This is a genomic window from Frondihabitans sp. OV104, assembly GCF_057787745.1.
Map to the genome: position 1 here is coordinate 3367621 of NZ_CM173541.1, position 23009 is coordinate 3390629.

The 23009-nt window shown below is 71.3% G+C and carries 24 protein-coding genes; 9 read left to right on the plus strand and 15 right to left on the minus strand.

The window, feature by feature from the left end; translation table 11 throughout:
• The 3 genes from AC3CBB_RS15900 to AC3CBB_RS15910 all read left to right on the plus strand — a co-directional run bounded on the left by AC3CBB_RS15900 (position 1) and on the right by AC3CBB_RS15910 (position 3747).
• Positions 1 to 1446: an MFS transporter gene (locus tag AC3CBB_RS15900; protein ID WP_488625348.1), complete on the plus strand. Its 1446-nt coding sequence runs from the start codon at positions 1 to 3 to the stop codon at positions 1444 to 1446.
• A gap of 53 nt (positions 1447 to 1499) precedes the next feature.
• Positions 1500 to 2960, plus strand: coding sequence for an AAA family ATPase (locus tag AC3CBB_RS15905; protein ID WP_488625349.1), 1461 nt, complete (start codon positions 1500 to 1502; stop codon positions 2958 to 2960).
• Positions 2961 to 3087: 127 nt separating this feature from the next.
• Positions 3088 to 3747 carry a TetR/AcrR family transcriptional regulator gene (locus AC3CBB_RS15910; RefSeq protein WP_488625350.1) on the plus strand — a complete coding sequence of 220 codons (660 nt, stop codon included), beginning with the start codon at positions 3088 to 3090 and terminating at the stop codon, positions 3745 to 3747.
• Between the two features lie 94 nt (positions 3748 to 3841).
• Here the strand turns inward: AC3CBB_RS15910 and AC3CBB_RS15915 are convergent, their stop codons facing one another.
• The gene (locus AC3CBB_RS15915) at positions 3842 to 4327 is read right to left on the minus strand and encodes a glutathione peroxidase (protein WP_123506855.1); all 486 of its coding nucleotides are present in this window, start codon (positions 4325 to 4327) and stop codon (positions 3842 to 3844) included.
• Positions 4328 to 4668: 341 nt separating this feature from the next.
• On the minus strand, positions 4669 to 5421 hold the full coding sequence (locus tag AC3CBB_RS15920) for a carbohydrate ABC transporter permease (RefSeq protein ID WP_488625351.1): 753 nt from the start codon (positions 5419 to 5421) through the stop codon (positions 4669 to 4671).
• Positions 5422 to 5581: 160 nt separating this feature from the next.
• Here AC3CBB_RS15920 and AC3CBB_RS15925 point away from each other — a divergent pair, with 160 nt between their 5' ends.
• Positions 5582 to 6295, plus strand: a complete 714-nt coding sequence (locus tag AC3CBB_RS15925; RefSeq protein WP_123506859.1) for a GDSL-type esterase/lipase family protein — start codon at positions 5582 to 5584, stop codon at positions 6293 to 6295.
• 6 nt (positions 6296 to 6301) lie between these two features.
• Here AC3CBB_RS15925 and AC3CBB_RS15930 read toward each other — a convergent pair whose 3' ends face one another.
• Positions 6302 to 7288, minus strand: coding sequence for an SDR family oxidoreductase (locus tag AC3CBB_RS15930; protein ID WP_488625352.1), 987 nt, complete (start codon positions 7286 to 7288; stop codon positions 6302 to 6304).
• Positions 7289 to 7331: 43 nt separating this feature from the next.
• Positions 7332 to 8561, minus strand: coding sequence for an MFS transporter (locus AC3CBB_RS15935; RefSeq protein WP_488625353.1), 1230 nt, complete (start codon positions 8559 to 8561; stop codon positions 7332 to 7334).
• A 56-nt stretch (positions 8562 to 8617) separates the two neighbouring features.
• On the opposite strand from AC3CBB_RS15935, the gene AC3CBB_RS15940 reads away from it, so the two are divergent.
• Positions 8618 to 9571, plus strand: a complete 954-nt coding sequence (locus AC3CBB_RS15940) for an ArsR/SmtB family transcription factor (RefSeq protein WP_488625354.1) — start codon at positions 8618 to 8620, stop codon at positions 9569 to 9571.
• Between the two features lie 10 nt (positions 9572 to 9581).
• Here the strand turns inward: AC3CBB_RS15940 and AC3CBB_RS15945 are convergent, their stop codons facing one another.
• Positions 9582 to 10469, minus strand: a complete 888-nt coding sequence (locus AC3CBB_RS15945; protein ID WP_488625355.1) for an alpha/beta fold hydrolase — start codon at positions 10467 to 10469, stop codon at positions 9582 to 9584.
• Positions 10470 to 10649: 180 nt separating this feature from the next.
• Entirely contained in the window at positions 10650 to 12449 is a 1800-nt protein-coding gene (locus AC3CBB_RS15950; protein WP_488625356.1) for a DEAD/DEAH box helicase, read from the minus strand.
• Between the two features lie 617 nt (positions 12450 to 13066).
• Between AC3CBB_RS15950 and AC3CBB_RS15955 the strand changes: the two genes are divergently transcribed.
• Positions 13067 to 13609, plus strand: a complete 543-nt coding sequence (locus AC3CBB_RS15955; protein WP_488625357.1) for a hypothetical protein — start codon at positions 13067 to 13069, stop codon at positions 13607 to 13609.
• Between the two features lie 72 nt (positions 13610 to 13681).
• Here the strand turns inward: AC3CBB_RS15955 and AC3CBB_RS15960 are convergent, their stop codons facing one another.
• Together AC3CBB_RS15960 and AC3CBB_RS15965 are read right to left on the minus strand one after the other, a co-directional pair.
• Positions 13682 to 14311: a DUF1684 domain-containing protein gene (locus AC3CBB_RS15960; RefSeq protein WP_488625358.1), complete on the minus strand. Its 630-nt coding sequence runs from the start codon at positions 14309 to 14311 to the stop codon at positions 13682 to 13684.
• 109 nt (positions 14312 to 14420) lie between these two features.
• Entirely contained in the window at positions 14421 to 14906 is a 486-nt protein-coding gene (locus AC3CBB_RS15965) for a hypothetical protein (protein ID WP_123506867.1), read from the minus strand.
• 85 nt (positions 14907 to 14991) lie between these two features.
• Between AC3CBB_RS15965 and AC3CBB_RS15970 the strand changes: the two genes are divergently transcribed.
• Both AC3CBB_RS15970 and AC3CBB_RS15975 read left to right on the plus strand, forming a co-directional pair.
• On the plus strand, positions 14992 to 15531 hold the full coding sequence (locus AC3CBB_RS15970) for a 2-phosphosulfolactate phosphatase (protein WP_488625359.1): 540 nt from the start codon (positions 14992 to 14994) through the stop codon (positions 15529 to 15531).
• A gap of 21 nt (positions 15532 to 15552) precedes the next feature.
• Positions 15553 to 15855, plus strand: a complete 303-nt coding sequence (locus AC3CBB_RS15975) for a DUF427 domain-containing protein (protein ID WP_488625360.1) — start codon at positions 15553 to 15555, stop codon at positions 15853 to 15855.
• Positions 15856 to 15931: 76 nt separating this feature from the next.
• On the opposite strand, the gene AC3CBB_RS15980 is transcribed toward AC3CBB_RS15975, so the two are convergent.
• The 7 genes from AC3CBB_RS15980 to AC3CBB_RS16010 form a co-directional block, all read right to left on the minus strand.
• Positions 15932 to 16588 carry a CGNR zinc finger domain-containing protein gene (locus tag AC3CBB_RS15980; protein WP_488625361.1) on the minus strand — a complete coding sequence of 219 codons (657 nt, stop codon included), beginning with the start codon at positions 16586 to 16588 and terminating at the stop codon, positions 15932 to 15934.
• Positions 16589 to 16683: 95 nt separating this feature from the next.
• Complete coding sequence (locus AC3CBB_RS15985) at positions 16684 to 17136, minus strand: SprT-like domain-containing protein (RefSeq protein WP_123506871.1); 453 nt, start codon at positions 17134 to 17136, stop codon at positions 16684 to 16686.
• A gap of 5 nt (positions 17137 to 17141) precedes the next feature.
• A complete protein-coding gene (locus AC3CBB_RS15990) occupies positions 17142 to 18296 on the minus strand; it encodes a tetratricopeptide repeat protein (protein ID WP_488625362.1) in 1155 nt (384 codons plus the stop codon).
• A 102-nt stretch (positions 18297 to 18398) separates the two neighbouring features.
• Positions 18399 to 18854 carry a flagellar assembly protein FliW gene (locus tag AC3CBB_RS15995; protein ID WP_123506873.1) on the minus strand — a complete coding sequence of 152 codons (456 nt, stop codon included), beginning with the start codon at positions 18852 to 18854 and terminating at the stop codon, positions 18399 to 18401.
• Complete coding sequence (gene flgL / locus AC3CBB_RS16000; protein ID WP_488625363.1) at positions 18851 to 19780, minus strand: flagellar hook-associated protein FlgL; 930 nt, start codon at positions 19778 to 19780, stop codon at positions 18851 to 18853. The genes AC3CBB_RS15995 and flgL overlap by 4 nt, the downstream gene beginning before the upstream one ends.
• Positions 19780 to 21201, minus strand: coding sequence for a flagellar hook-associated protein FlgK (flgK, locus tag AC3CBB_RS16005; protein ID WP_488625364.1), 1422 nt, complete (start codon positions 21199 to 21201; stop codon positions 19780 to 19782). The genes flgL and flgK overlap by 1 nt, the downstream gene beginning before the upstream one ends.
• A gap of 2 nt (positions 21202 to 21203) precedes the next feature.
• Positions 21204 to 21692 (minus strand): flagellar protein FlgN, encoded by a 489-nt coding sequence (locus tag AC3CBB_RS16010; protein WP_123506876.1) that lies wholly within the window; start codon positions 21690 to 21692, stop codon positions 21204 to 21206.
• Positions 21693 to 22145: 453 nt separating this feature from the next.
• Between AC3CBB_RS16010 and AC3CBB_RS16015 the strand changes: the two genes are divergently transcribed.
• Positions 22146 to 22967 carry a sigma-70 family RNA polymerase sigma factor gene (locus AC3CBB_RS16015; protein WP_488625365.1) on the plus strand — a complete coding sequence of 274 codons (822 nt, stop codon included), beginning with the start codon at positions 22146 to 22148 and terminating at the stop codon, positions 22965 to 22967.
• Positions 22968 to 23009 lie beyond the last annotated feature (42 nt).

Below are 23009 nucleotides of genomic sequence, written 5' to 3' on the forward strand. Positions count from 1 at the left end.
ATGACCACCACGTCCGCCGGCGTCGGCTTCCGCTCCGACCGCGGCCCGATCCTCATCGCCCTGATGCTGTCGACCGGCCTCGTCGCCATCGACTCGACCATCGTCGCCACCGCCGTCCCGTCGATCGTCCACGACATCGGCGGGTTCTCGTCGTTCCCGTGGGTGTTCTCGATCTACCTCCTGGCCCAGGCCGTCTCCGTGCCGATCTACGCGAAGCTGTCCGACATGGTCGGCCGCAAGCCGCTCATGCTGTTCGGCATCGGGCTCTTCCTGGTCGGCAGCATCCTCTGCGGGTTCGCGTGGAGCATGCCGGCGCTGATCCTGTTCCGCGTCGTCCAGGGCCTCGGCGCCGGTGCCGTGCAGCCGATGGCGATCACCATCGCGGGCGACATCTACACCGTCAAGGAGCGCGCCAAGGCGCAGGGCTATCTGGCGAGCGTCTGGGCGATCGCCTCGGTCGTCGGGCCCACCCTCGGCGGAGTGTTCTCGGAGCTCGGCATCTGGCGGGGCATCTTCTTCGTCAACGTGCCGCTGTGCCTCCTGGCAGCCTGGATGATCCTGCGCGCCTTCCACGAGAAGATCGAGCGCACGCGCCACAGCGTCGACTACCTCGGTGCGGCGCTCCTGACGGCGTCGCTCAGCCTCCTGATCCTGGCGCTGCTCGAGGGCGGGCAGGCGTGGGCGTGGAACTCCCCGCAGAGCATCGGCGCGTTCGCGGCCGGGGGGATCCTGCTCGCGATCTTCATCGTGGTCGAGCGCCGCGCGGCCGAGCCGGTGCTGCCGCCGTGGGTGTTCACGCGCCGCCTGCTCCTGACGACGTCGCTCATCTCGTTCGGCGTCGGCGCCATCGTGCTCGGCCTCACGTCGTACGTGCCGACCTACCTCGAGGGGTCGATCCACGTGTCGCCGATCCTCGCCGGCCTGGCGCTCGCGGCACTGACGCTCGGCTGGCCGGTCAGCGCCTCGCAGGCCGGCAAGGTCTACCTGCGGATCGGCTTCCGCGGCACGGTCTTCATCGGCATCGGAGTCGCCCTTCTCGGCGCAGGGGTTCTCGCCGCGACGGCGCACCACCCGAACCTCGTCGTCGTGGCGGCGGCGTGCTTCGTGGTCGGCCTCGGCATGGGATTCGTCGCCACGCCCAGCCTGATCTCGGCGCAGTCGAGCGTCGAGTGGAACGAGCGCGGCGTCGTCACCGGCACCAACCTGTTCGCCCGGTCGATCGGAAGCGCCATCGGCGTCGCGATCTTCGGCGCCGTCGCCAACGCGATCTACGCCCGGACACCCGACGGCGACACCGTGCCGAGCGCCGTCGTCGACGCGTCGAGCGCGGTGTTCGTCGCGGTGGTCGTGGTCGTGCTCCTGGCCGTCGCGGCCGTGGTGGCCATGCCGCGCGTGCGGGCGCCGCACACGGCGACGGCGCCGGTGCCGGTCGTGCAGCCCGACTAGGCATCGGAACGCGCGCTAGCGTGGGGGGCAGGCTACGAGGCGGGGGGACCAGGATGGCGAACGAGCGCGACGACGACGAGGCGAAGTTCCTGCGAACCTTCGCGACCTTCATCGAGCGGGTGGTGCGCGAGCACGAGCAGAACGCCGACACCGGGGAGCCGAGCGTCCAGGACCACCTGACGGAGTACTTCGGTGCCGATGTGACCCGGCTCTCGGTCGTCACGGAGGCCATCGCGCCCCACCGGCTGGCCGACGCCGACATCGCTCTGGCGGAGCTCGCCGGCGGAGTCGGACCCGACTCGGTGATCGGCGTGGGCGGCGGTCAGCAGAGGCACCACTCCGACCTCCAGGAGATCCTCTCGAACGCGTACGGCCGTTTCACCGTCGGGCCGGTCGACTTCGCCGAACGAGCCACCGGGCCCGCGTCGACGCGGCAGGTCGTCGCGTTCGGCATCTGGAAGCTGCGTGTCGACGGCAAGCCCGTCGCCGTGCTGCAGCGTGACGCCGCTCCGCAGTTCGGCCGGTCGACGGTGTCGCTCGAGCTGATCGCTCTCGACGCCGAGACATCGAGGAGGGCGCTGGAACTCCTCCGGGGCCTGATGATCGAGCGGAGCGTCCTCCGCGGCCAGGTCCTCTCGTTCGAGTCGACGGAGTACGGCATGGAGGCCGGTGCGACGTTCGTCGCGCGCCCCGTCGTCCGGGCCGACGAGATCGTTCTCGCGCCCGGTGTGATCGACCAGGTGCGGCAGCACGTCATCGGCATCGGCCGGCACCGCGACGCGCTTCTCGCCGCGGGGCAGCACCTCAAGCGGGGCGTGCTGCTCTACGGACCTCCCGGCACCGGCAAGACGATGACGGTCCGGCATCTGATCAGCGCGACCGAGGGCACCACCGCGATCCTTCTGACCGGCTCGAGCATCGGCTACATCACGATGGCCGCCGAGGTCGCCCGTACCTTCCAGCCGGCCATCGTCGTCCTGGAGGACATCGACCTCGTGGCCAGCGACCGCGACTTCAGCGCCGGCCCTCAGCCGCTCCTCTTCCAGGTGCTCGACGCACTCGACGGCCTCGCCGGCGACGCCGACGTGACCTTCCTGATGACGACGAACCGCGTCGAGATGCTGGAGAGCGCCCTCTCGGAGCGGCCCGGCCGCGTCGACCTCGCCGTCGAGATCCCGTTGCCCGATCTGGCGGCGCGAACGCAGCTGTTCCGTCGATACGCCGGGGCGCTACCGTTCAGCGACGAGGCGATCGCCTCCGCGGCCGAGCGCGCCGACGGGACGACCGGATCGTTCGCCAAGGAGCTCATGCGGCGGGCGGTGCTCTCCGCCGCCGTCGCGGGCGAGCCCGTGGCAGACACGCACCTCGTGGCCGCCGTCGACGCTCTCCTCTCCGACCGCGAGGCGCTCACGAGGTCTCTGCTCGGCGGCGGCGGGTCGGACGCCGACGCCGACGCCGAGGGCGGCTTCGACGTCGTCATGACGAAGTCGCAGTTCGAGGGCTTCGCGCACTGAGTGGTTCGACAGCACTGAGCTGTTCGACAGCACTGAGCCGTACGACCACTGCACGAGCGGGCGATGCCTGTCAGTGCCCAGAACGGGTGGTCGCGAGGGGCATGCAGTTCCTGCCACTGTTGCTGGTGTGACCGACCTGGCAGCAAACCCCTCCTCCCCTGAATTCGCGACGACCGACTTGTTCTCGGCCGACGCTGAGATCCGCAAGGCCATCGTCGACGGCGCGATCGCGATGTTCAGCAAGCACCCGTTCCACGAGGTGACCTTCGCGCACGTCGCTCAGGAGGCCGGAGTCTCGACCGAGATGATCACGCGCCAGTTCGGAACGTTCGACGGTCTCGTGCTCGCCACCGTCGACCGCTGGAACGCCAAGCGGATGAAGCCGCTCAGGCCGATCGCGGAGCGCTACGGCACGGTCGTCTTCCTGCGCGGCATCGTCGAAGCGAACCTCGCCGACCCGGCCCTCATGCGCCTCATCATGGCGCTCCTCAACGTCGCCGCGCTGCCCGATCACCCGATGGGCCAGATGCTGCGCGACGACTGGAAGCAGTTCCACCAGCTCGTGCAGCACCACCTCGCCCGCGACGTGGAGCTCGGCCGCGAGCCCGCCACGATGGATCCGGCGCGCGGCGCCGAGCAGCTCGTCGCCCTCTACGAGGGGCTCACGATCCAGTGGATGGTGCGCCCGCGCATGGACCTCCTCGACTCGTACGACCGGGCCGTCACGCGCCTGCGGACCGGCTGGTCGCGCGCCTACACCGCGCCGGTGTGGGACATCGCCGTCTGACCCGCCCTCAGGTGCCGACAGTGAGATCGTTGTCGCCCGGCAGGTCGAGATCGACAACGATCGCCCTCTCGGCGACCGAGACCGGCAGGGCGAGCTAGGCCGCGACGAGCGCCTTCTCGATCGCCGACACGATCTCGGGAGCATCGGGCTCGGTCTTGGGCCGGAACCGAAGCACCTCGCCGCCCGGCAGCACCAGGAACTTCTCGAAGTTCCACGTGACGCGCCCGGCCTTGCCCGACGCGTCGGGCGTCTTCGTGAGCTCGGAGTAGAGCGGGTGGGCCGACCGGCCGTTGACCTTGACCTTCTCCATCATCGGGAACGTCACACCCCAGGTTGCCGAGCAGTACTCCTCGATCTTGTCGGAGGTGCCGAGCTCCTGCAGAAACTGGTTGCTCGGGAAGCCGAGCACGGTGAAACCGCGCTCGCCGTACTGCTTCTGCAGCGCCTCGAGCTTCTCGTACTGGGGGGCGAGGCCGCAGCGCGATGCGACGTTGACGACGAGCACGACCTTGTCGGAGTACGCGCCGAACGTGGTGGCCTGCCCGCGGAGGGTCGTCAGGCCGATGTCATCGAGAGTCATGGCCTGAATCTATGCCCGCGAGCGTGCGAATTGACTGGGCCGGGGCACTTCGATCCCCTCCCGTTCTGGGTGGGGGGAGGGGGCGCAGGAACTGCTACCGTCGTCGCACCACCCGCCCTGAATCGGGCCCCGAGGGTCGCGAGACTCCAGCATTAGCCCCGCTAGAACCGCCGGCGGGGGCCAAAGCTGGAGTCTCGCCGTTGCGCCGGGTCACAATGACGATTCCGTGTAGCCTGCCCGCCCCCAAGACTCAAGAGATTCTGCACAACCGGGCCGGGAGTGAGCGTGCGGCGGCTCCGGCACGCGCAGGATCCTTATGAAATTGCCAGGAGGCGTGGCGGTCAGGTGCCGGCGAGGGCACCCGCGACGCCGCCGACGCTGAAGTGGCGCCGGAAGATCAGGAAGACCGCGATCGGCGGCAGCATCATCAGCACCGCGAGGGCCGGCGACCCGCCCGCCGCGCTCAGGCCGATGCCGAGCGTGTAGTTCGACGTCGAGCGCAGGAAGATCAGGGCGACGAGGTACTCGTTCCAGGCCAGGAGGAAGGCGAAGACTCCGGCGGAGGCCAGGCCCGGCAGGCAGTTCCTGAGCACGATGCGCACGAAGGCCCCGGCGACGCTGCAGCCGTCCATCCACGCTGCCTCCTCGAGGCTCCGCGGGATCGCGTCGATCGCAGTGGTCAGCATGAAGACGACGGTGGCGACCGTCGTGCCGATGTAGACGAGCGTCAGGCCGGGCAGCGAGTCGACCAGCCCGGCTCGCGCGAACAGCACGAACAGCGGCACCACGGCCAGGAAGACCGGGAACGACTGCAGCGCGAACACCACCAGCGAGTATCCGTCGACCAGCCGTGACCGCCCGCGCGAGAGCACGTACGCGGCCGGCGCCGCCACCACGAGGCTCACGACGACGGTCGCTCCCGTGACGGCGAGGCTGTTGCCGAACCAGGCCAGGGCAGGCCCTCGCAGGATCGCGGCGACGCCGCCCGGCCCGAACTCGAACGCGCGCCAGACCACCACCGCCACCGGCACCAGAGCCACGGCAGAAGCGATCAGCAGGATCGCGAACCGCCCCCACATGCCCGCCTTCGTCACGCTCTCACTCTAGGCGGACCTCCCGCGCGCCTCGTCACGGGAGATATCGCCCCCATCGGGGGACAGAAGTGTGTCCTCCTTTCTGCCAGTGTGGAGTCACACCCGCACCACCCGCCCCGCGCCGCACATCCTCGGCGACAACGAGAGACACCCGCCTCCCATGCCCTTCAGCCGATCACTGCTGCGCCGGCTCGTCCGACCCGTTCTGCTCGCCCACTTCGCCATCTACCGCCGAACCATCGCCGCCGGGATCTTTCCGACGGTCGCCGCCGAGCGGGTCGTCGACGGGGAGGATCCGATTCGGATGCTGTTCGTCGGCGACATCGCCGTCAGCGGCTACGGAGTGCTCGACGAGAGCATGGCGGTGCCGGCTCAGGTGGCGGGCTGCGTGGGTGCCCGCACCGGACGCGGAGTCGCGTGGGACGTCGTCACCGACCCCAGCCTCACCATCTCCGAGGCGGCGCAGCACGCTGTCGTCACGCCCGGGACCGATGTCGTGGTGGTGCTCCTCGGGATCCCCGACGTGCTGCTCGGCACCGACGACGAGCGGTGGCGGAGGTCCCTGCGGGCGATCGTCGGCTCCGCGAGGCAGGCCGCCGGAACGTCGACCCGCGTCGCCATCGCCGGCGTCCCCCCGATGCAGGACTTCCGCCCGATCCAGCCCTCGGGGCGGGCTCTCATCTCGGCGCAGGTGGCCCGGCTGAACGCCGTGAGCGCGGCGGTCGCCGACGAGATGGGCGCGGATTTCGTTCCCTTCCCGGACTGGCGGATCACCGAGATGTACATCGAGGACGCGTTCTCGTTCCGCGCCATGCACCGGATGTGGGCACAGGCGATCGCGCCGGCGCTCGTGGGTGCGACGGCCGAGGTCTAGCGCCGGCTAGTCCAGCCGCGCCGCCCGCACGAGTCGGTCGAACACCTCGTTGGTGCGCGCGTCCACCACGCGCCGCGACTCGTCTTCATCGAACCAGCGCAGGATCTCGGCCGCCCCGGCGACCCACGGGATCGTCGCGACGTAGTCCGGCACGAACGCCTTCACCTTGCTGTTGTCGAACACGACCGAGTGCGCCTTGTCGCCCAGGATTCCCGGGCCCCACTCGGGCTCGGCCAGCGCGATGGTCTCGCTCGCGACGTGCACGAGCGACGGGTCGTCGACGCCGGCGGCTCGCGCGAGCGTCGTGTAGATCTCGTTCCAGGGCATGGCCTCGTCGGAGGTGATCTGGAACGTCTCGCCGACCGCCGACGGCAGCCCGAGCAGGCCGACGAAGGCCTTCGCGAAGTCGTCGGTGTGCGTGAGGGTCCACAGCGAGGTGCCGTCGCCGGGAACGACGACATCGAGGCCGCGGCGCATGCGGTCGATGACGGCCCAGCCGCCCGTGACCGGGAGGCCGGTGCGGTCGTAGGTGTGCGACGGGCGGATGATCGTGATCGGGAAGCCGGTGTCTCGGTAGGCCTTCATCAGCAGGTCTTCGCAGGCGATCTTGTCGCGCGAGTACTGCCAGAACGGGTTGCGGAGCGGCGACGACTCGCGGATCGGGAGCGACGGCACGGGCTTGGCGTACGCCGAGGCGGAGCTGATGAAGACGTACTGGCCGGTGCGCCCCGAGAACAGGTCGATGTCGCCCTGCACCTGCTCCGGTGTGAACGCGACGAAGTCGACGACGACGTCGAACATCCGGTCGCCGATGGCGTTCCGCACGGAGGCCGGGTCGCGGACGTCGCCCGTGACGACCTCGACTCCCGACGGGACGGGTCTGATCGACGAGCTGCCGCGATTCAGGAGGGTGACCTCGTGGCCGAGGGACTGGGCTCGGACGGCCGCGGCCGAGCTGATGATTCCGGTGCCGCCAATGAACAGGATTCGCATGATGCCGTTCTATCAGGTCGAGCCTTGGCACGAGCAAAATGTGTCAGGCCGCCGGAATCGCGCCACGCACCCGCACCACCGCCACCACCCCGCCGGCCGCCACCGCGAACACCGCGGCGAGCACCATCCACCCGGCGAATCCGTGTGCCAGAGCCGTCGCGGCGACGATCAGCGGCCCGAACAGCGAGCCGAGCGAGAAGCCCATCGAGAACACGCCCTGGTAGGCGCCGGCGCGGGCCGGGTCGGCGAGTTCGAAGCCGAGGTTCCAGGTGCCGGCCGACGAGAGGATCTCGGCGAACGTGTGGAACAGCATGCCGACGACGAGAAGCCCTCCGGCGACGAGCGCGCCGGTCCACGCGGAGCTGCCGTAGGCCACGCAGGCGCCGAGCATCAGGGCTCCGGCGATGCCGACGGCGCGGCCCGAGCGGGCGATCGTGTCCGTCCGTCGCGCCAGCGGGATCTGCAGCGCGATGACGAGCACCGTGTTCACGATCAGGATCACCGACACGAGAATCACCGGCGCCTCGGTGTCGTGCACGATCCACAGCGGCAGGCCAACCTCGGCGAGGGCGAACTGGATGCCGAACAGGCCGGAGAGCGCGGTGATCGCGAGGTAGGCGGGGTCGCGGAAGGGGGAGCGGCCGCCGGCCGAGTCTGCTGTCGCGATGGCAGGGGAGGCATTCACGCGCACCGGGAGCCGCAGGAGCGGGAGCGAGCTGGCGAGCGTCGCACAGGCGGCGAGCACGATGGCCGTGCGGAAGGCCGTGCCCGTGCCGATGAGCAGGGGTGCTCCGGCGGCCGCCGATCCGACGGCGATGCCGATGTTGGTGACGGTGCGCAGCAGGGCCCGCGTCGTCACGCGTGCGCGGCCGGTGAACGCCCGGGCGATGACCGCGGACCGCGTGGCATTCGCGGCGGACTGCACCCCGTTGACGATGCAGGCGACGACCAGCACCGCTCCGAACGACGTCACGAAGGCGTATGAGAGCAGCGCGAGTCCTTGCGCGATGACGAGCGCGAACAGCAGGCGCCGTGCGCTCAGGCGGTCTGACAGGTGGCCGCCGAGCAGCGACGTGCCGACGCCGACGGCGCTCGCCACCGTCAGGACGAGCGCGACCTGCGTCGCCGAGAGCCCGACGATAAGTGTGAAGTACAGCGCCGTCAGCGTGAAGAAGGCTCCGCGACCGAGGGTGGAGACGAGCGTGGCGGTGGCGAGCACGCGGACCACCGGGTCGGCGAACGGTCGGCGGAGGCGGGTGGCGATGCGGGGCACCTGACCTTTCTGCCACCACACCGAGTTCCTGCGCGATGGATGTAGCGTGAGGCTTCATGCTGCGCTACCGCTTCACCGACACCGATCTCGGCGACATCCGGTTCGGGGTGTCGCCGCTGTGCGAGATGGGGCTGTCGCTGCGCACCCTTCGCGAGCCGGCCCGGTACCCGCTGCAGCTGCCGTGGCTGCTGCGCACTCAGGAGGCCCGTGCCTCGCTGGACCTCGAGGTGCTGCTCGCGCTGGTCGACGAGCGGCTGTGGACCCCCGACTTCCTGAACCCGCGCCCCGACTCGCCCCTGACGGTGATCGACGATGAGCTGCAGACCCTCGCAGCGATGTCGCCGAGCCTCTTCGTCGCCCAGATCGAGGCGATCCACGGCGCCCTGCCCGCTCCTTTCGGGCAGACCCCGCGTCGCGCCCTCGCCCGCACCGTCGCCGCGCTCTCGGCCTACTGGACCGCCACCTTCGAGCCGTGGTGGCCGCGCATGCGGAGCATCCTCCAGGCCGACATCGTTCACCGCGGCCGTCGCATCGCCGAGTCGGGCCTCGCCGCGATGCTCGGCGAGATCGCCGAGAACGTGTCGTTCGCCGACAACGTCCTGACGGTCAGGCCGACCGATCCGCGCGACCGCTCCATCGACGTCGCAGGCCGGGGCTTCACCCTCGTGCCGACCATGTTCTCGCGACGGGTCTCGTCGGCGGTCGACGACGACGAGCCGCCCCTGCTGCTCTACGCGGCCCGCGGTCGCGGAGCCCTGTGGGAGACCGAGAAGCCCGCGACCGTCGCCGCCGTCGCCGCCCTGCTCGGCGAGACGCGCGCGGCCCTGCTGGTCGCGCTCGAGTCGCCCGCGTCGTCGACGGAGCTCGGCGTGCGGTTCGACGTCACGACGTCGGCCGTCAACCAGCACCTGCGCGCGCTCCACGCCGGCGGCCTGGTCACGGCGACGCGGTACGGCCGCAGCGTGCTCTACCTCCGCAGCGAGCTGGGTCAGGCGCTCCTGGCGCGCTGACCATCGCGCGTCAGCGCCCCTCGGCCACGTCCTCGCCGATCGCCCCGTGCTGCGGTGCGACGTGCTTCAAGATTCGCGCCCACTCGTCCACGATCGCCAGTCGCCCGGCGCCCTGCACCGAGACGACCGTCGCGTCGGGGATCCGGTCGGCGAACCAGTGCCCGTCCGAGACGTCCGCGGCGGGGTCGGAGTCGCCGTAGACGAGCTGGACCGACGCCGTGATCGACCCCAGGTCGTCGGCCCACGAGCCGTCGGCGAGGCTCAGCAGATCGGTCGCGTACCCGGTCGCGCCCTGAACGGCGGACTCGTCGAGCATGCGACCGAGCCGCGATCTCAGGCCCATCGCGTCGAGCTCGGGAAGCCGAGCCATCGTCGGATCGTCGTCGGCGATGCCCAGCGCCGCGAACGTGGCGAACGGTGTCTGCTCGAGGCCGGCCGCCACCTCGGCGACGCTGGCGTTGGTCTTGACCCGAGTGAATTCGGCGATCTCGGCCGATTTGTCGACCGGCGACCGACGCTTCGGAGCGGCCGTGCCGACGATCGTCACCCGGTCCACGCGATCGGGGTGCCGGGCGGCGAAGGCGAGAGCGGTAGCGCCACCCGTGCCCCAGCCGACCAGGCCCACAGCGCCGAAGTCGACCCGCTGCGTCTCTTCGGCCATCTGCTCCGCCGACGAGACGTACTCGTCGAGATCGTCGGCCCACCGCGCGATCGACGCGTCGGCCGGATCGGTCACCGGCTCCGAGACGCCGTAGCCCGGGCGGTCGAGGGTCAGGAGGTGCACGCCCCACGGACCCGTGATCCGCGGATCGGGGTCGAATCCGCCCGCACCCGGCGTCGGGTGGCACAGCAGCACCAGCCGGCGAGCGATCGGATCGCCGGCAGCTGAGGTGCCCACTCGGCGTCCAGAACGGAGAACATACTGTCGATCGGCCATGGGGCCCCTTTCGTCGTCCCCTCCAGGCCACCACGTCTGCGCCGGGGTCGCCCAGATTCGCGGCGGGGGTTGCGCTCGGCCCTCGTTAAACGGAGAACGCCCCCGCCATCTCGAAAGACAGCGAGGGCGCAGGAACTCCGCCTAGCGGCCGCGACCGCCGCCGTTGCGGGGCGCGCTGCCGCGCACGAGCGCCCCCACCTTGAGCGACGCCGGGCGACCGCCGGCCGACGACGCGCGGCGCGAGCCGCCGCCGTTGCCGTCGCGACGCGCGCCGGGCTGGCCGGACTGCTCCGCGGCGAACGCCGCCTGGTCGTTCCGGGTCGAGTTCGTGCGGCTCGAGCCGCCGTCGCTCTGGGCGCGGCGCGGCTGGCGCTCGTCGCGCGCCGGACGCTCATCGCGGACCGGGGTCGACGACCCGGCGCCGGACTCCGTCGAGTAGAAGGTGGAGCTGCCGGTGCGGGGGGCCTGGCTGCGCCCGCCCTGGCCGCCACGACCGCCGGCGGCCTGGCCGCGACCGCGACCGGCGCCGCCCTGCTGGCGAGCGCCCCGAGTTCCTTCGGTCGATGCTGCACCGGACTGCGAGGGGCGACCCGAGCGGTCCTTGCGGGCGATCGGCGAGCCGTCGGACGTCTGGCGAGCGGCGCGCTTGCGCTGGGCGTTCGCGCCGGTCGAGCGGCCGCCGCCCTGGTGCTGCTCGGCGCGCTCCGACTTGGGGGCGGGCTTCACGTACGCGGCGACCTCGCCGACGAGGGCCTTGACCTCTTTGGAGTCGGGCTTCACGGCGACGGGGGTCGCGTGGATGTCGGCCTTCTTCATCATCTGCGCGACGTCACGACGCTGGCTCGGGATGATGAGGGTGACCACGTCGCCCTCGGCCCCGGCACGAGCCGTACGGCCCGAGCGGTGCAGGTACGCCTTGTGCTCGGTCGGCGGGTCGACGTGGATCACGAGCTCGATGTCGTCGACGTGCACACCGCGGGCGGCGACGTCGGTGGCGACGAGGACGCGGGCCGTTCCGTCCTGGAAGGCAGCCAGGTTGCGGTCGCGCTGCGGCTGCGAGAGGTTGCCGTGCAGGTCGACGGCCGGGATGCCCGACTCGGTCAGCTGCTTGGCGAGCTTCTTGGCGTGGTGCTTCGTGCGCATGAAGAGGATGCGGCGGCCCTGGCCCGAGGCGAGCGTGTTGATCAGGGCCTTCTTGGTCTCGACCGACTCGGTCTCGAACACGTGGTGGGTCATCTTCGCGACGGGCGAGTTCGCCTCGTCGACCGAGTGCAGGACCTCGTTGTGCAGGAACTGCTTGACGAGCTTGTCGACGCCGTTGTCCAGCGTCGCGCTGAACAGGAGGCGCTGTCCGTTCTCGGGCGTGGCCTTCAGGATGCGGGTCACACCGGGCAGGAAGCCCAGGTCGGCCATGTGGTCGGCCTCGTCGAGGACGGTCATCTCGATGGCATCGAGCTTCACGAAGCCCTGCTTCATGAGGTCTTCGAGGCGTCCGGGGCACGCCACGATGATGTCGACGCCCTGCTTGAGCGCCTGGACCTGGCGGTTCTGCGAGACGCCGCCGAAGATCGTGGTGGTGTTCATGCCGTAGGCGGCAGCCATCGGCGCGAGGACCGCGTCGATCTGGGTGGCGAGCTCGCGGGTCGGAGCGAGCACGAGGCCCAGCGGACGACCCGGGCGGCGCTTGCCGCCGGCGAGCGAGCCGCCGAGGCGGGCGGCCATCGGGATGGAGAAGGCGAGGGTCTTGCCGGAGCCGGTCTTTCCGCGGCCGAGGACGTCGCGGCCCGACAGCGTGTCGGGGAGCGTGTCGACCTGGATCGGGAACGCGGTGGTCTTGCCGTCGGCGCTCAGGGCCTTGACGATCGGGGCGGGGACGCCGAGCGACGCGAAGGTCGTGGTGTTCTCGTCCTGCTCGACGGCGGGGGTGAGGGTGTCAGTCAATGGTTGCCTTTCAGGCACAGGTTTTCGAGCCTCCTGGGCGTGCGTCTGTCAACGGCGCAGCTGGACTCGAATGAGGCGACGGAGCGGTTTCGCTCGATCGTTTCGCCGCAGAGTGAGCTTCGCGATTCCGTGACTCGCTGGTAGGTGCGAGGCCGGGATCAGAGGGGCGTACTACGACGCAGGGAGCCGATCGGGTCGGCTCGCAAGTGATCCAAGCCTACAGCATCGGCGTTTCAGCGCTAGCAGTCGCTTTCGAGGGGTCTTTCACTGCTGAACCCTCGCCCTCGGACCACGGATCGGAGTTCCCGACGGGTCCGGCCGCGGTGCCCGGCCCCACCGAGTGGCCGCCCGGCATCCGGCCCGATCCCGACGACCCGATGGGAGCGATCACCGACGACTCAGCAGTCGAATGGGCCGGCTGGGAGGGCTGCGGCGACAGCTGCCCGCCGCCGCCGCGTTAGCCACGCCGACTGGTCGAGTCGTGCAAGCGGGTGAGAATCTCAGCCTGGCGCCCCGCCCGAGTTCGCAGGGCGTCCTGGCCGCATAGCGACCTGCGGACGACGCGTGTCGAACCCGCGGGCGACGCGGGAGCGGCGCGGGCGAGCGACGCTGGAGGCATGACCTCGACCGCGACCCGTGCCGTCACAGACGTCGGCGTGACGCTCGCGGTGCTCGGGGCGTGGGCCGCTCTGGGAGCAGCCGACATCGCGCTCTGGTTTCTCGCCCGGGCCGACGGGCACTGGATCCCGGCGGCCGTCGTGGCCGCTTTCGCGGTCGTGGCGTTGTCGGCCGCGACGGTCGTCGTGCTGCGGCGGCCGACGCCGCACTGGCCGTGGCCGGGCGCGATCGCCGGGGCGATGCTCGGAACGGTGGCGACCCTGGCGCTGCTCGGAGTCCCGCTGGTGGTCCTCGGACTCGGGACCACGTTCGCGCCCGACGACGGCAGCGGGTTCGGGGGCGAGTTCCTGCCTCAGGCGTGGACGACCGTAGGCGCGGCGTTCCTGCCGGTGGTGGCCATGGCCGAGGCGCTCGTGCTGGGCGATGGAGAATCGATGGCGCGGATGACGGTGCGTGCGGCCGTGCGGCGGGTGGTCGTGCTGGTTGCCGGGGCGCACCTGCTGTGGTTCGCGCTCGAGGTGGCGGCCTGTCTCGTCAGCTAGTTGGATCAGGTAGAAACGGAGCCGCAGCCGCGTTTCTGCCCGGATCGACTCGAAGAGCGAACGCGAGGCGGCTCAGTGAGCGCCCGAGTACCGCTCGCCGACGGGGATCTCCACGGCCACCGTGTTTCCCGGCTGCGCGAGTGGGCAGGCCCACGCCGGGTCGTAGGCGCAGCTGGGGTTGTAGGCGAAGTTGAAGTCGAGCACGAGGCTGCCCGGCGCCGCCCCGGGGCCGAGGTCGGCGCCCTTGACCGTGTCGATGAGATAGCGGCCGCCGCCGTAGGTGCCTCCGGGCTTGCCGGCGAGGGCGTCCTTCACGGGCACGAAGATGCCGCCGCCGTACGAGCCGAGGCGCCAGACGTCGAGGGAGCCGACGCCGGGCACGTCGACGAGCCCGACGCGGTCGAAGGGCACGTCGCCGTCGGTGCCGGTGGGGACGACCATGCGGTGGGCGGGTGCCGGCGTGACCTCGACCTCGAACCGCCAGTTCCTGTCGTAGGGCTTGGTGGGGAGGCCGGTGAAGACCGGGCGGTCCTCGGGCAGGAGGGGAGTCGAGGGGTGCGTGGCGAAGAGGTCGTCGCGGGTTCGGCGCCAGAGGTCGTGGGCCGCCTCGAGGTCGGCGGCCTCGCGCACGGAGCGGTAGGTGTCGTGGATGGTGCGGCGCCACGAGGCGATGTCGAGGGCGTACTGCGCGGGCTGATTCACGCTCCCGACGCTACTCGCCGTGGGTGGATGGGCGGGTGGCGGTCGGCTCGGGCGTACCCCCGGAGACGCGCCGAACCCGACGAGCACCCGCCGACGCGGCCACCGACGGCTACGCGCGCGCCGGGGTCGTCCACGTCGGCGCGAGCCGACGCATGCGGTACCCGCGCCACTGCCACACGAGCCACAGCCCCGGCCACAGCAGCGGGCCGAGGAGGCCCGCGTCGAACTCGAGGCGGTCGCGGAGGAGGGTCCCGCGCGGCAGGCCGGAGGGGAGCGGAGCGGGCGACACCGCCATCCGGTGGCGGATGGACAGGGTGCGGAACGTTCCTGCGACCCCCGTGCCGGTGTCTTCTTGGATGCGCGCCCCCTGCACTGTGCGCCAGCTCAGGTCGACGTGCGTGCGACCGAGCGGGAAGACGCCGAGGATGCTGGCGCTCACGAGGTGCGGCTCGGAACTCCAGCGGCGAGGGAAGCGCGAGAGCGAGCGGTACTTCACGAGCGGGCGGGTGACGGCGACCATGACCTCGGGGTTCGCGAGCGCGTCGATCGCGGCGGCCGGAGAGCAGGCGAGGGTGAGCTTGAGCTGCACGTGCATGGGGCCAGTCTGCACCCGCCCGGCCCGGACGACCTGGCTGGCCAGGCATCCTGGCTGGCTCGATCAACCTGGCTAGCCTGGAGCCATGCATCAGGAGCGCTACCAGGTCCGGTTCGAGTGGGGCGAGGCCGGAGCCCGGCGCATCGCGGAGGGCGCCCACGTCGTCGTCGTGGCCGACGAGCTGGACGGACACGGGTCGGCGTCGGCCGCCCTGCTCGCAGCCGCGGTGACCGACGCCTGCCCGCCGAACGTCGCCGTGCTCTGCGCCACCGAGACGTCGGCTCAGGACGCCGCCGCGCACGTGCTCGCGCTCCAGGAGCAGCTCGGCGACCGCGCCGTCGTGGCCGTCGTGGGCGCCGGTTCGATCGACGACGACGGATTCCGCACGGCCGTCGAAGACCACCTCGTCGCCGGAGCAGTCGTCGACGCCCTCGCCGCGGTCGGCATCGACTTCTCGTCGCCCGAGGCCGCAGCCGCGTGCGCCGCCTGGCAGGGGCTCCGTCGCGCGACGGCGCATCTGCTCACGGCCTCGACATCGGGGCAGGAACTCGCCGACGCCCGCGACCAGCGGCGAGAGCACGCGGCCGCCGTCGCCACCCTGCGGGAATTCACCTCGCGCGGGTAGCGTTCACCCCGTCAACAACCCTTGGAGGACGAAATGAAGGCAGTACTCGACGGAACCGTGGTGGCAGAGGCCCCCGAATCCGACCTCATCAAGATCGAGGGCAACTGGTACTTCCCGCCCGCGAGCGTCAACGACGCGCTCCTCGAGAAGACCGACACCCCCTACACCTGCCCCTGGAAGGGCGAGTGCCAGTACTTCTCGGTGAACGGCCTCCAGGACCGCGCCTTCAGCTACCCCACCCCGTACCCGACCGCGTTCGACCGCGTCGGCAAGGACTTCTCGAACTACGTCGCCTTCTGGAAAGAGGTGCAGGTCGTCGAGTAGACGCCTCGCCTGATCGTTCGACCCCGCCGAGTGCGGGGTCGACGTCGTTAACCCCCGGGGCTGCGTCGCCTTCTGCTCAGGCCTGAGGCTTGCTCGCAGGAACTGCGGCCCGCGCCCGATGCGCCCGCACCTTCGCCCGGTTGCCGCACTTCGTCATCGAGCACCACCGGCGTGTTCCGGCGCGCGAGTCGTCGTGGAAGACCAGCCCGCAGTCGTCGGCCGCGCACCGTCGCAGGCGCCGCGCCGGGTCGCCGACGAACCCGACGCCGGCGAGCAGGTGCACGGCGTCGCGCGCGACGGACGCCATAGCCTGGCTCACCCGCAGGCGCACGGCCCCGGCCTGGCGGCCGCCGCCCGGAAGCGACGGCGGCACGTCGGGCACCGCGGCGTAGAGGTTGACCGCGTCGATGTCGCGCGACTGCGGGGCGTGGCCGTCGGCGGCGCTGAGCGCCAGGCGGGCGATCGCATCGCGGAGGGCTCGAGCGTCGGTGAGCTCGCGGTCGGAGGGCGCGGCGCCGAGCGGCCCGAAGCGCTCGGCGAGCCAGTCGCCGAGGTCGGCGGCGACGAGGAGGCCGTCCCACGCGGAGTCGGTCGTCGCACCGGGGAGGCCGGAGGCGGGGCCGAACGCGTCGGGGGCGAAGCCGCCCAGGTACGCGAAGTCGAGGCACGTCGCGCCCGACTCGAAGGCCCAGCGGACGCCGGTGTCGGAGCGGAACCAGGTCGTCTCGGGCATGTAACCACCGTAGCCGGTCTGGTCTCGCACGGTTCACCCCACGGAGCGGCACCGGACCTGGGCCGCGGCGCTGCGCGGGTGCCGGAGCACGGGGTCTAGACCGCGCGCTTCACCCACGTGATGAGGTTGGCGTCGTCGAAGCGCCGCGCGCAGCGCCCGCACGCCAGCGGCCGCGACGGCGCGCGGTACCGGTAGTGCTCGTGGCCAGCCGGGCAGCGGCCCACCCAGGGCGCGAGCTCCGATGCGATCGCGCCGTCGTGGAGCCGTCCGCCGATGTAGCCGAGGTCGGCTGCGGTCGTGGCCCACTTCGGGCCGTGACCGGCGCGGGACCCGGCGATGGCGTGCGCGACCTCGTGCAGGAGCACCTGGTGGATCTCGTCGTCGTCGTACCGCCCGGCGAGGTGGCGCGAGACCGTGATCCGCTTGGAGGCGTAGTTGCAGAGGCCCGCGCGGGTCTTGGCGTTGTCGAAGCCGAACGTCCACGACGGGTCGAGGTGGAGCGCGATCAGGGCCGCAGCCCAGTGCCGAACGCGGGCCAGATCGGCCACGTCGGCTAGGAGCGGTCGCTCGGGCGATCCGCCTGGGATGCGTCGAACGCGCCCCAGATGCTGCGCGCGGCCTTTCGGGCGCGGGTCACCTCGGCATCGAAGCCGGTCGCGGCCGGCTCGTCGTCTTCGTTCCGGTCCTCGTCGTCGACGTCGAGTCGGACGGTGCCGGGCGCCGTCGCGTGGGGGACGGCGATGGCCTGCGTCTCGACGCCGATCGACGCGGCGTCGGGGACGGGCTCATCGACGGGCGCGTCGGGATCGAGCCGCGCGGCGGCCGGGTCGAGGCGTGCCGGAGCCTCGGTCGCGGTGTCGGACGGCGTCAGGAACGCCGGCGAACCCGTGGTGCGGAACAGCGGCGGGGGAGCGGTGTCGCCCTCGATCGCGTCGGCGTCGTCCTGTTCGGCGTCGACGGGCTCGTCGCGGACGACGAACGGCGACGGCTGGACGACGATGGGCGTGACCATCGGCTCGACCTCGGGCTCGACGACCTCGTCGGCGGGCTCCTCGATCGGCTCGACGAGCGGGACGGCCGACCCCTGCAGGATCGCCCGCATGACGCCCTCGATCGCGACTCGGAGGCCGTTCGTGCGCTCGGCCGGGGCGCCGGCCTTCTCGTAGGCGGCCAGGGCGGCGCCGAGCGCCTCGCGGGCCTCCTCGAAGCGGCCGAGATCGTAGAGCGTGTAGCCCTCGAGCTCGGCGGCGGCGGCCTCGAGAGCGTGCCACTCCTCGGTGGCTGCGCTCAGACGGCTCGTGTGGAGGTCGCTGTAGGCGCGCTCGAGGCGGCCCTGCTCCTTGAACACGTACGCGCGGCGGATGCGCGCGGCGGCGGAGTCGGCGCGGTCGCCGGTGAAGTGGGCGAGGCGGAACGCCTCTTCGCTGATGGCGAGAGCCTCGTCGAGGCGGCCGAGCATGCGCAGCAGATCGGCGCGCTCGCCCAGGGCGGCCGTGCTGCGGCTGGCGCCGAGCTCGGAGAGCCGGTGCTCGAGGGCCGTGACGTCGACGGCGGGCCGCAGCGAGACGGGGTCGAAGTGGGCCGCACCCGAAGCAGCGGACAGGCCCGTGGGGCCCGTCGGCACGATGGGTGCGGTCAGGCTCGCGGGCACGGGGCGGCTGGTGGGGCCACCGTGCGCGTCGTTGTCGGAGTGGTCGTGCTCGGTCATCGATTCGAGGGTAGTCGTTGACGGGGCGTTTGGGCTGTGCGGCGCGCTCGGGGGCTCGGCCGGGCCTGTTTCACCGCCCCCGGTGGTCGATCTCCGGGGAGGTCAGGCGAGGACGGGGGCCTTCGCCCGTGACGCCACGGACGCCGGCGTCGCCGCCGGTCGGGCGGCGGGAGCCGCCGCACGGGCAGGGGCCAGCGGCGCGCGGAGCGGCCACTCCTGCTCGTCGAGGATCAGCTGGGCCGCGGCGCCGGTGGTCACGTTGACGACGATCGGAGCCATCAGGTTCACGGTCGTGCCCTCCGGGGCGGGGTTGGCGACGACCAGCAGGAGCGCGTCGGCCGGGGTGGTGAGGCCGAGGAGGTCGGCCTGCTCGGTCGAGATCTCGGGCGAGTAGTGCCCGAGGTGCACCGACGCGTCCACCACGAACAGGCGCTTTGCCGGCTCGTCGCTCGCGTGCAGCGAGTACAGGCCGGCGGCGCCGCTGATCTCGTCGAGGGTGAAGTCGACGAGGGGGTCGAGGCCGGGAGGGGGCGTGACGAAGGAGAGAGAAGCGCTCATCGGAGGAAGTCCATCAGGGTCGGCTGGATCACCTTGGCGGTGGTCGCAAGGGCGGATTGGTAGGTGACTGACTGGGTCTGGAGGTCGAGGATGACCTTGGCGAGGTCGAGGTCCTCGATACCGGAGCGCTGGTTCTCGAGCGAGACGCCGTTTGACGCCAGGCTGTCCTGGGCGCGCTCGAGCTGGCTCTGGCGGACGCCGACGTCGCCCCAGGCGCCGCGGACAGCGGTCAGGTGCGTGTCGATGTCGGCGAGGTGGCTGCTGACGTTGACGCCCGATCGGAGATCGCTGACGATGTCGTCGACCATCGAGAACACGGAGTCGCTGCCGGTCCCGAAGACGGCGGCGCCGTCGGTGTCGACCGTGACGGTCGTGCCGTCGGCGATGCGGCGCTGGACGCTGCTGCCGGCCGTTCCGGTGAACGCCGGCTGCGTCGTCGTGACGACTCCGGTCGCCGGGTCGGTGGTCGAGGTGCCGGGAGTGAAGGCGACGCCGGCGTCGGACGACCCGGCGAAGACCGAGCGGCCCTGGAAGGACGTGTTCGCGGTCGCGAGCAGGTCGCTCTTGAGCCCGACGAGCTCCGTGGCGATCGCCTCCTTGGCCGTGGCCGACATCGACCCGTCGTTCGCGCCCTGGACGGTGAGGTCGCGGATGCGGTTCAGGATCTTGGACGTGTCGCTCATGGCGGCGTCCGTCGTCGAGAGCCAGCCGACGCCGTCGGTCGCGTTGCGCGCGTACTGGGAGTTCGCGCTCTGCTGCGATCGGACCAGGAGGGACTGCCCGGTGGCGGTCGGGTCGTCCGAAGGCACGGTGATCGCCTTGAGCGACGACGCCTGGCTGTTGAGCTGCGCGAGCCGAGCCTGGTTCGCCTGGAGCATGCGCGAGGAGGCCATGGCGGCGGTCTGGTTGGTGACGCGTCCGAGCATCAGAGGCCCACCCGTCCGGTGCGGTTGATCAGGGTGTCGAGCATCTCGTCGACCGCCGTCATGACGCGGGCCGCGCCCTGGTAGGCGTGCTGGAACGTGAGCATGTTGACGTTCTCCTCGTCGAGGTCGACGCCCGCCGTCGAGGTCTGCTGCGTCTTGGCCGCGGTGGCGGCGACGGTGGCGCGGTCCGACGACGCGATCTCGCTCTTGGCCAGCGAGCCGGTCGTCGTGACGAACCCGGCCCAGACGCGGTCGGGAGCGGCGCTGCCGGTGCCGAGGGTCGAGAGCTTGTCGGCGATCGAGCCGTCGCGGGCTCCGGCGCCGACGGCGCCGCTCTGGATCGCGGCGGCCGACGTGGGCACCACCGAGAGGCCGAGGGCGGCGGGGCCGGTCGTCGAGACGGCGAAGAAGTTCGCGCCGGTGGTGCCCGACGCGGTCGCACCGGTCGAGTACACCGCGTTGACGGCGGAGGCGAGGGTGGTCGCGAACGAGTTGTACGTCGCGCCGGCCTCGGCGAGGACCCCGCCGGTGCCGGAGCCGTCGGCCGGGGCGAGGACCGAGAGAGTTCCTGCGATCTGACCGCCGTCGAGCCCGACGGAGGCGCCCGGGCGGTGAGACCACTCGAGGGTGACGGGGGAGGCCGCTGCGCCCTCCATCGTGGAGGAGCCGGAGACCTGGACCGTGCGAGAGCTCGTTCCCGACACGATGGCGTTGCCGCCGATCAGGACGTCGACCGTGCCGTCGGTGTTCGCGTGGACGGTGCCGCCGGCGAGGCCCGCGACCTTCTCGGTGAGGAGGTTGCGCTGGTCGACCAGCTCGTTGACCGAGCCGCCGGTGGCCATGCCCTGCTGGATCTGGCCGTTGAGACTGGCGATCTGGGTCGCGGTGGCGTTCAGGGTGTCGGCCATCGTCTGGACGGACGAGCGGGCGGCGCTCCACTGGCTGCTCACCGACTGGTAGCCGGTCTTGATCGTGTCCGAGATCGACTGCGCCTGCCCGATGAGGGTGGAGGCGGCGGCGGCGCTGTCGGGGGAGTTCGACATGTCGCCCCACGCCGACCACATCTTCGAGAGCTGCGACGAGAGGCCGGTCGAGCCGGGCTCGTTGAGAGAGCCCTCAAGGGTCGAGAGGACGCTCGATCGGACCGTGCCGTAGCCGGCCGATGACGCCGTGGTGCGCACCTGGGTGTCGAGGGCGGCGTCGCCGATGCGGGCGTACCCGTCGATCGAGACGCCCTGGCCGATGTTCGTGCCGGTCGAGAAGATGCCGGGCTGCACAGCCGAGATGGAGGAGGTGGTGACGCGCTGACGCGTGTAGCCCTCGGTCGACGCGTTCGCGATGTTCTGGCCGACGACGTCGAGGCCGGCGCGTGCGGCCGAGAGGCCGCGGTACGCGGTGTTCAGCCCGGAGAAGGTGCTCACGTCTACAGCCGTCCGTCGAAGAGGTGGCTCGACGACGCCGTCGCGGCGCGCCCGGCGCCGTGGGAGTCGTAGAGGGAGGAGTCGGCCGACACGGTCGCGAGCGTCTCCTGGGTGGAGCGGGCGGCGGCGCGCAGGAACTGCTCGTTCTCGTCGCGCAGCTGCTTGATCTGCCGAGTCAATTCCGTCATCGCGCGGAGGTGGGAGGAGAAGATGTCGGCCCAGGGCCCGTCGGGCGCGTGCTCGACGAGCTCGCGCAGAGGCATCTCGGAGTCGGTCCCCCACTCCTCGGCGACGACGGCGACTTCGACGGTCCGCTCGAGGCCCGCGGAGCGCAGGCGGTCGAGCACCTGCTCGACCTCGCGGGTCGCGTGCTCGATCCACCGGGACTTCCCGGCGGTGAGGAGCAGCTGCTCCTCTTCCAGCTTGAACGTGAGGAGCTCCAGGAGCTCCCTCTCACGCCAGAGCACGGCGGACAATTCGTTCACGCCCACGGTCCCTCCACGTCTTGGCTGCGATCTGTGCCGCAGGTGGCCGTCCGGCTCACAACGACCACTATCGGCAGGGGGGCACAGGGCGTTAGAGGCGATCGCGACTTCGTGCGATATCCGTGCCCCCCGAATGGTCGACACGGGCCTGGCACCCGGCTCCCGACCGCTTCGTCACAACTCCCCTTACGGGGGTGAATAATCGGGAAAATTGCTGTCTGTCCCCCTAAATGACGACACCCCAAACCCCCGGAGTGGGGCCATTTCGGCCTAGTTTTCGGGGGTTGCGCCCCTCTAGCGTTATGGGTGTCGGAAAGATCACTCCGACACCGCCGGCGGACCGCTAGGGACGAGCCGGACTCCACGAACTCTCCCGCCGCGACCGCGGCACCTTCCACTCGAATCGCTTCGGCGCGCTCTGCCGCCGGGGTTATTCGTCATGCCTACTCAGGGGTCACGATGAACAAGACGGAACGCAACGCGATGGTGGTTCAGAACCTCCCGCTCGTGGGCTACCTCGTCTCCGAGGTGTGCGCCAAGGCGACGCACCTCAGCCGTGACGACCTGGCGTCGGCCGGCGCCCTCGCCCTCGTCCAGGCCGCCGACGCCTTCGACCCCACGCAGGGCGTGCCGTTCGGCGCCTACGCCCGCACCCGCATCATGGGGGCCTTCGCCGACGACATGCGCTCGAGCGACTGGGCCAGCCGGGCCACCCGCAAGCGCATCAAGGAGACCCTCGCGACGCAGGAGACCCTGACCGCCGCCCTCGGACGCACCCCGAACGTCGACGAGATCGCCTCGTCGCTCGGCGTCGACCGCCAGACCGCCGCCGATGCCCTCAGCGACGCCTCGCGCACCGTGTCGGCCATCGACGAGACCGTCGCCGACCAGCTGGCCGCCGACATCATCCTCCCCGAGGAGACGCTGCTCGAGCAGGAGCGCACCCGCTACCTCCGCGCCGCCGTCGACGCCCTCCCCGAGAAGATGCGCTTCATCATCGAGAACGTCTACTTCGGAGACCGCAGCGTCACCGAGGTCGCCGAGGAGCTCGGCATCACGCACTCCGCCGTGTCGCAGCAGCGCACCGAGGCGATCCGCCTCCTCCGCGACGGCCTCAACACCCACTACGCGTCTGACGAGAACGCCGAGGTCGTCCACGAGTCGCGCACCGCGCCTGCTCGCCGCGCCGCCTACCTCGCCCGTGTCGCCGGGAATGCCGTCGCCGGCATCGGCATCGCCCTGCACGACGCCGAGGCTCCGCGCGTCGCCGTCGCCTCCTGAAAAACTTTTCGAGAATTCGCTAACGGACCGGCACGCGCCGCC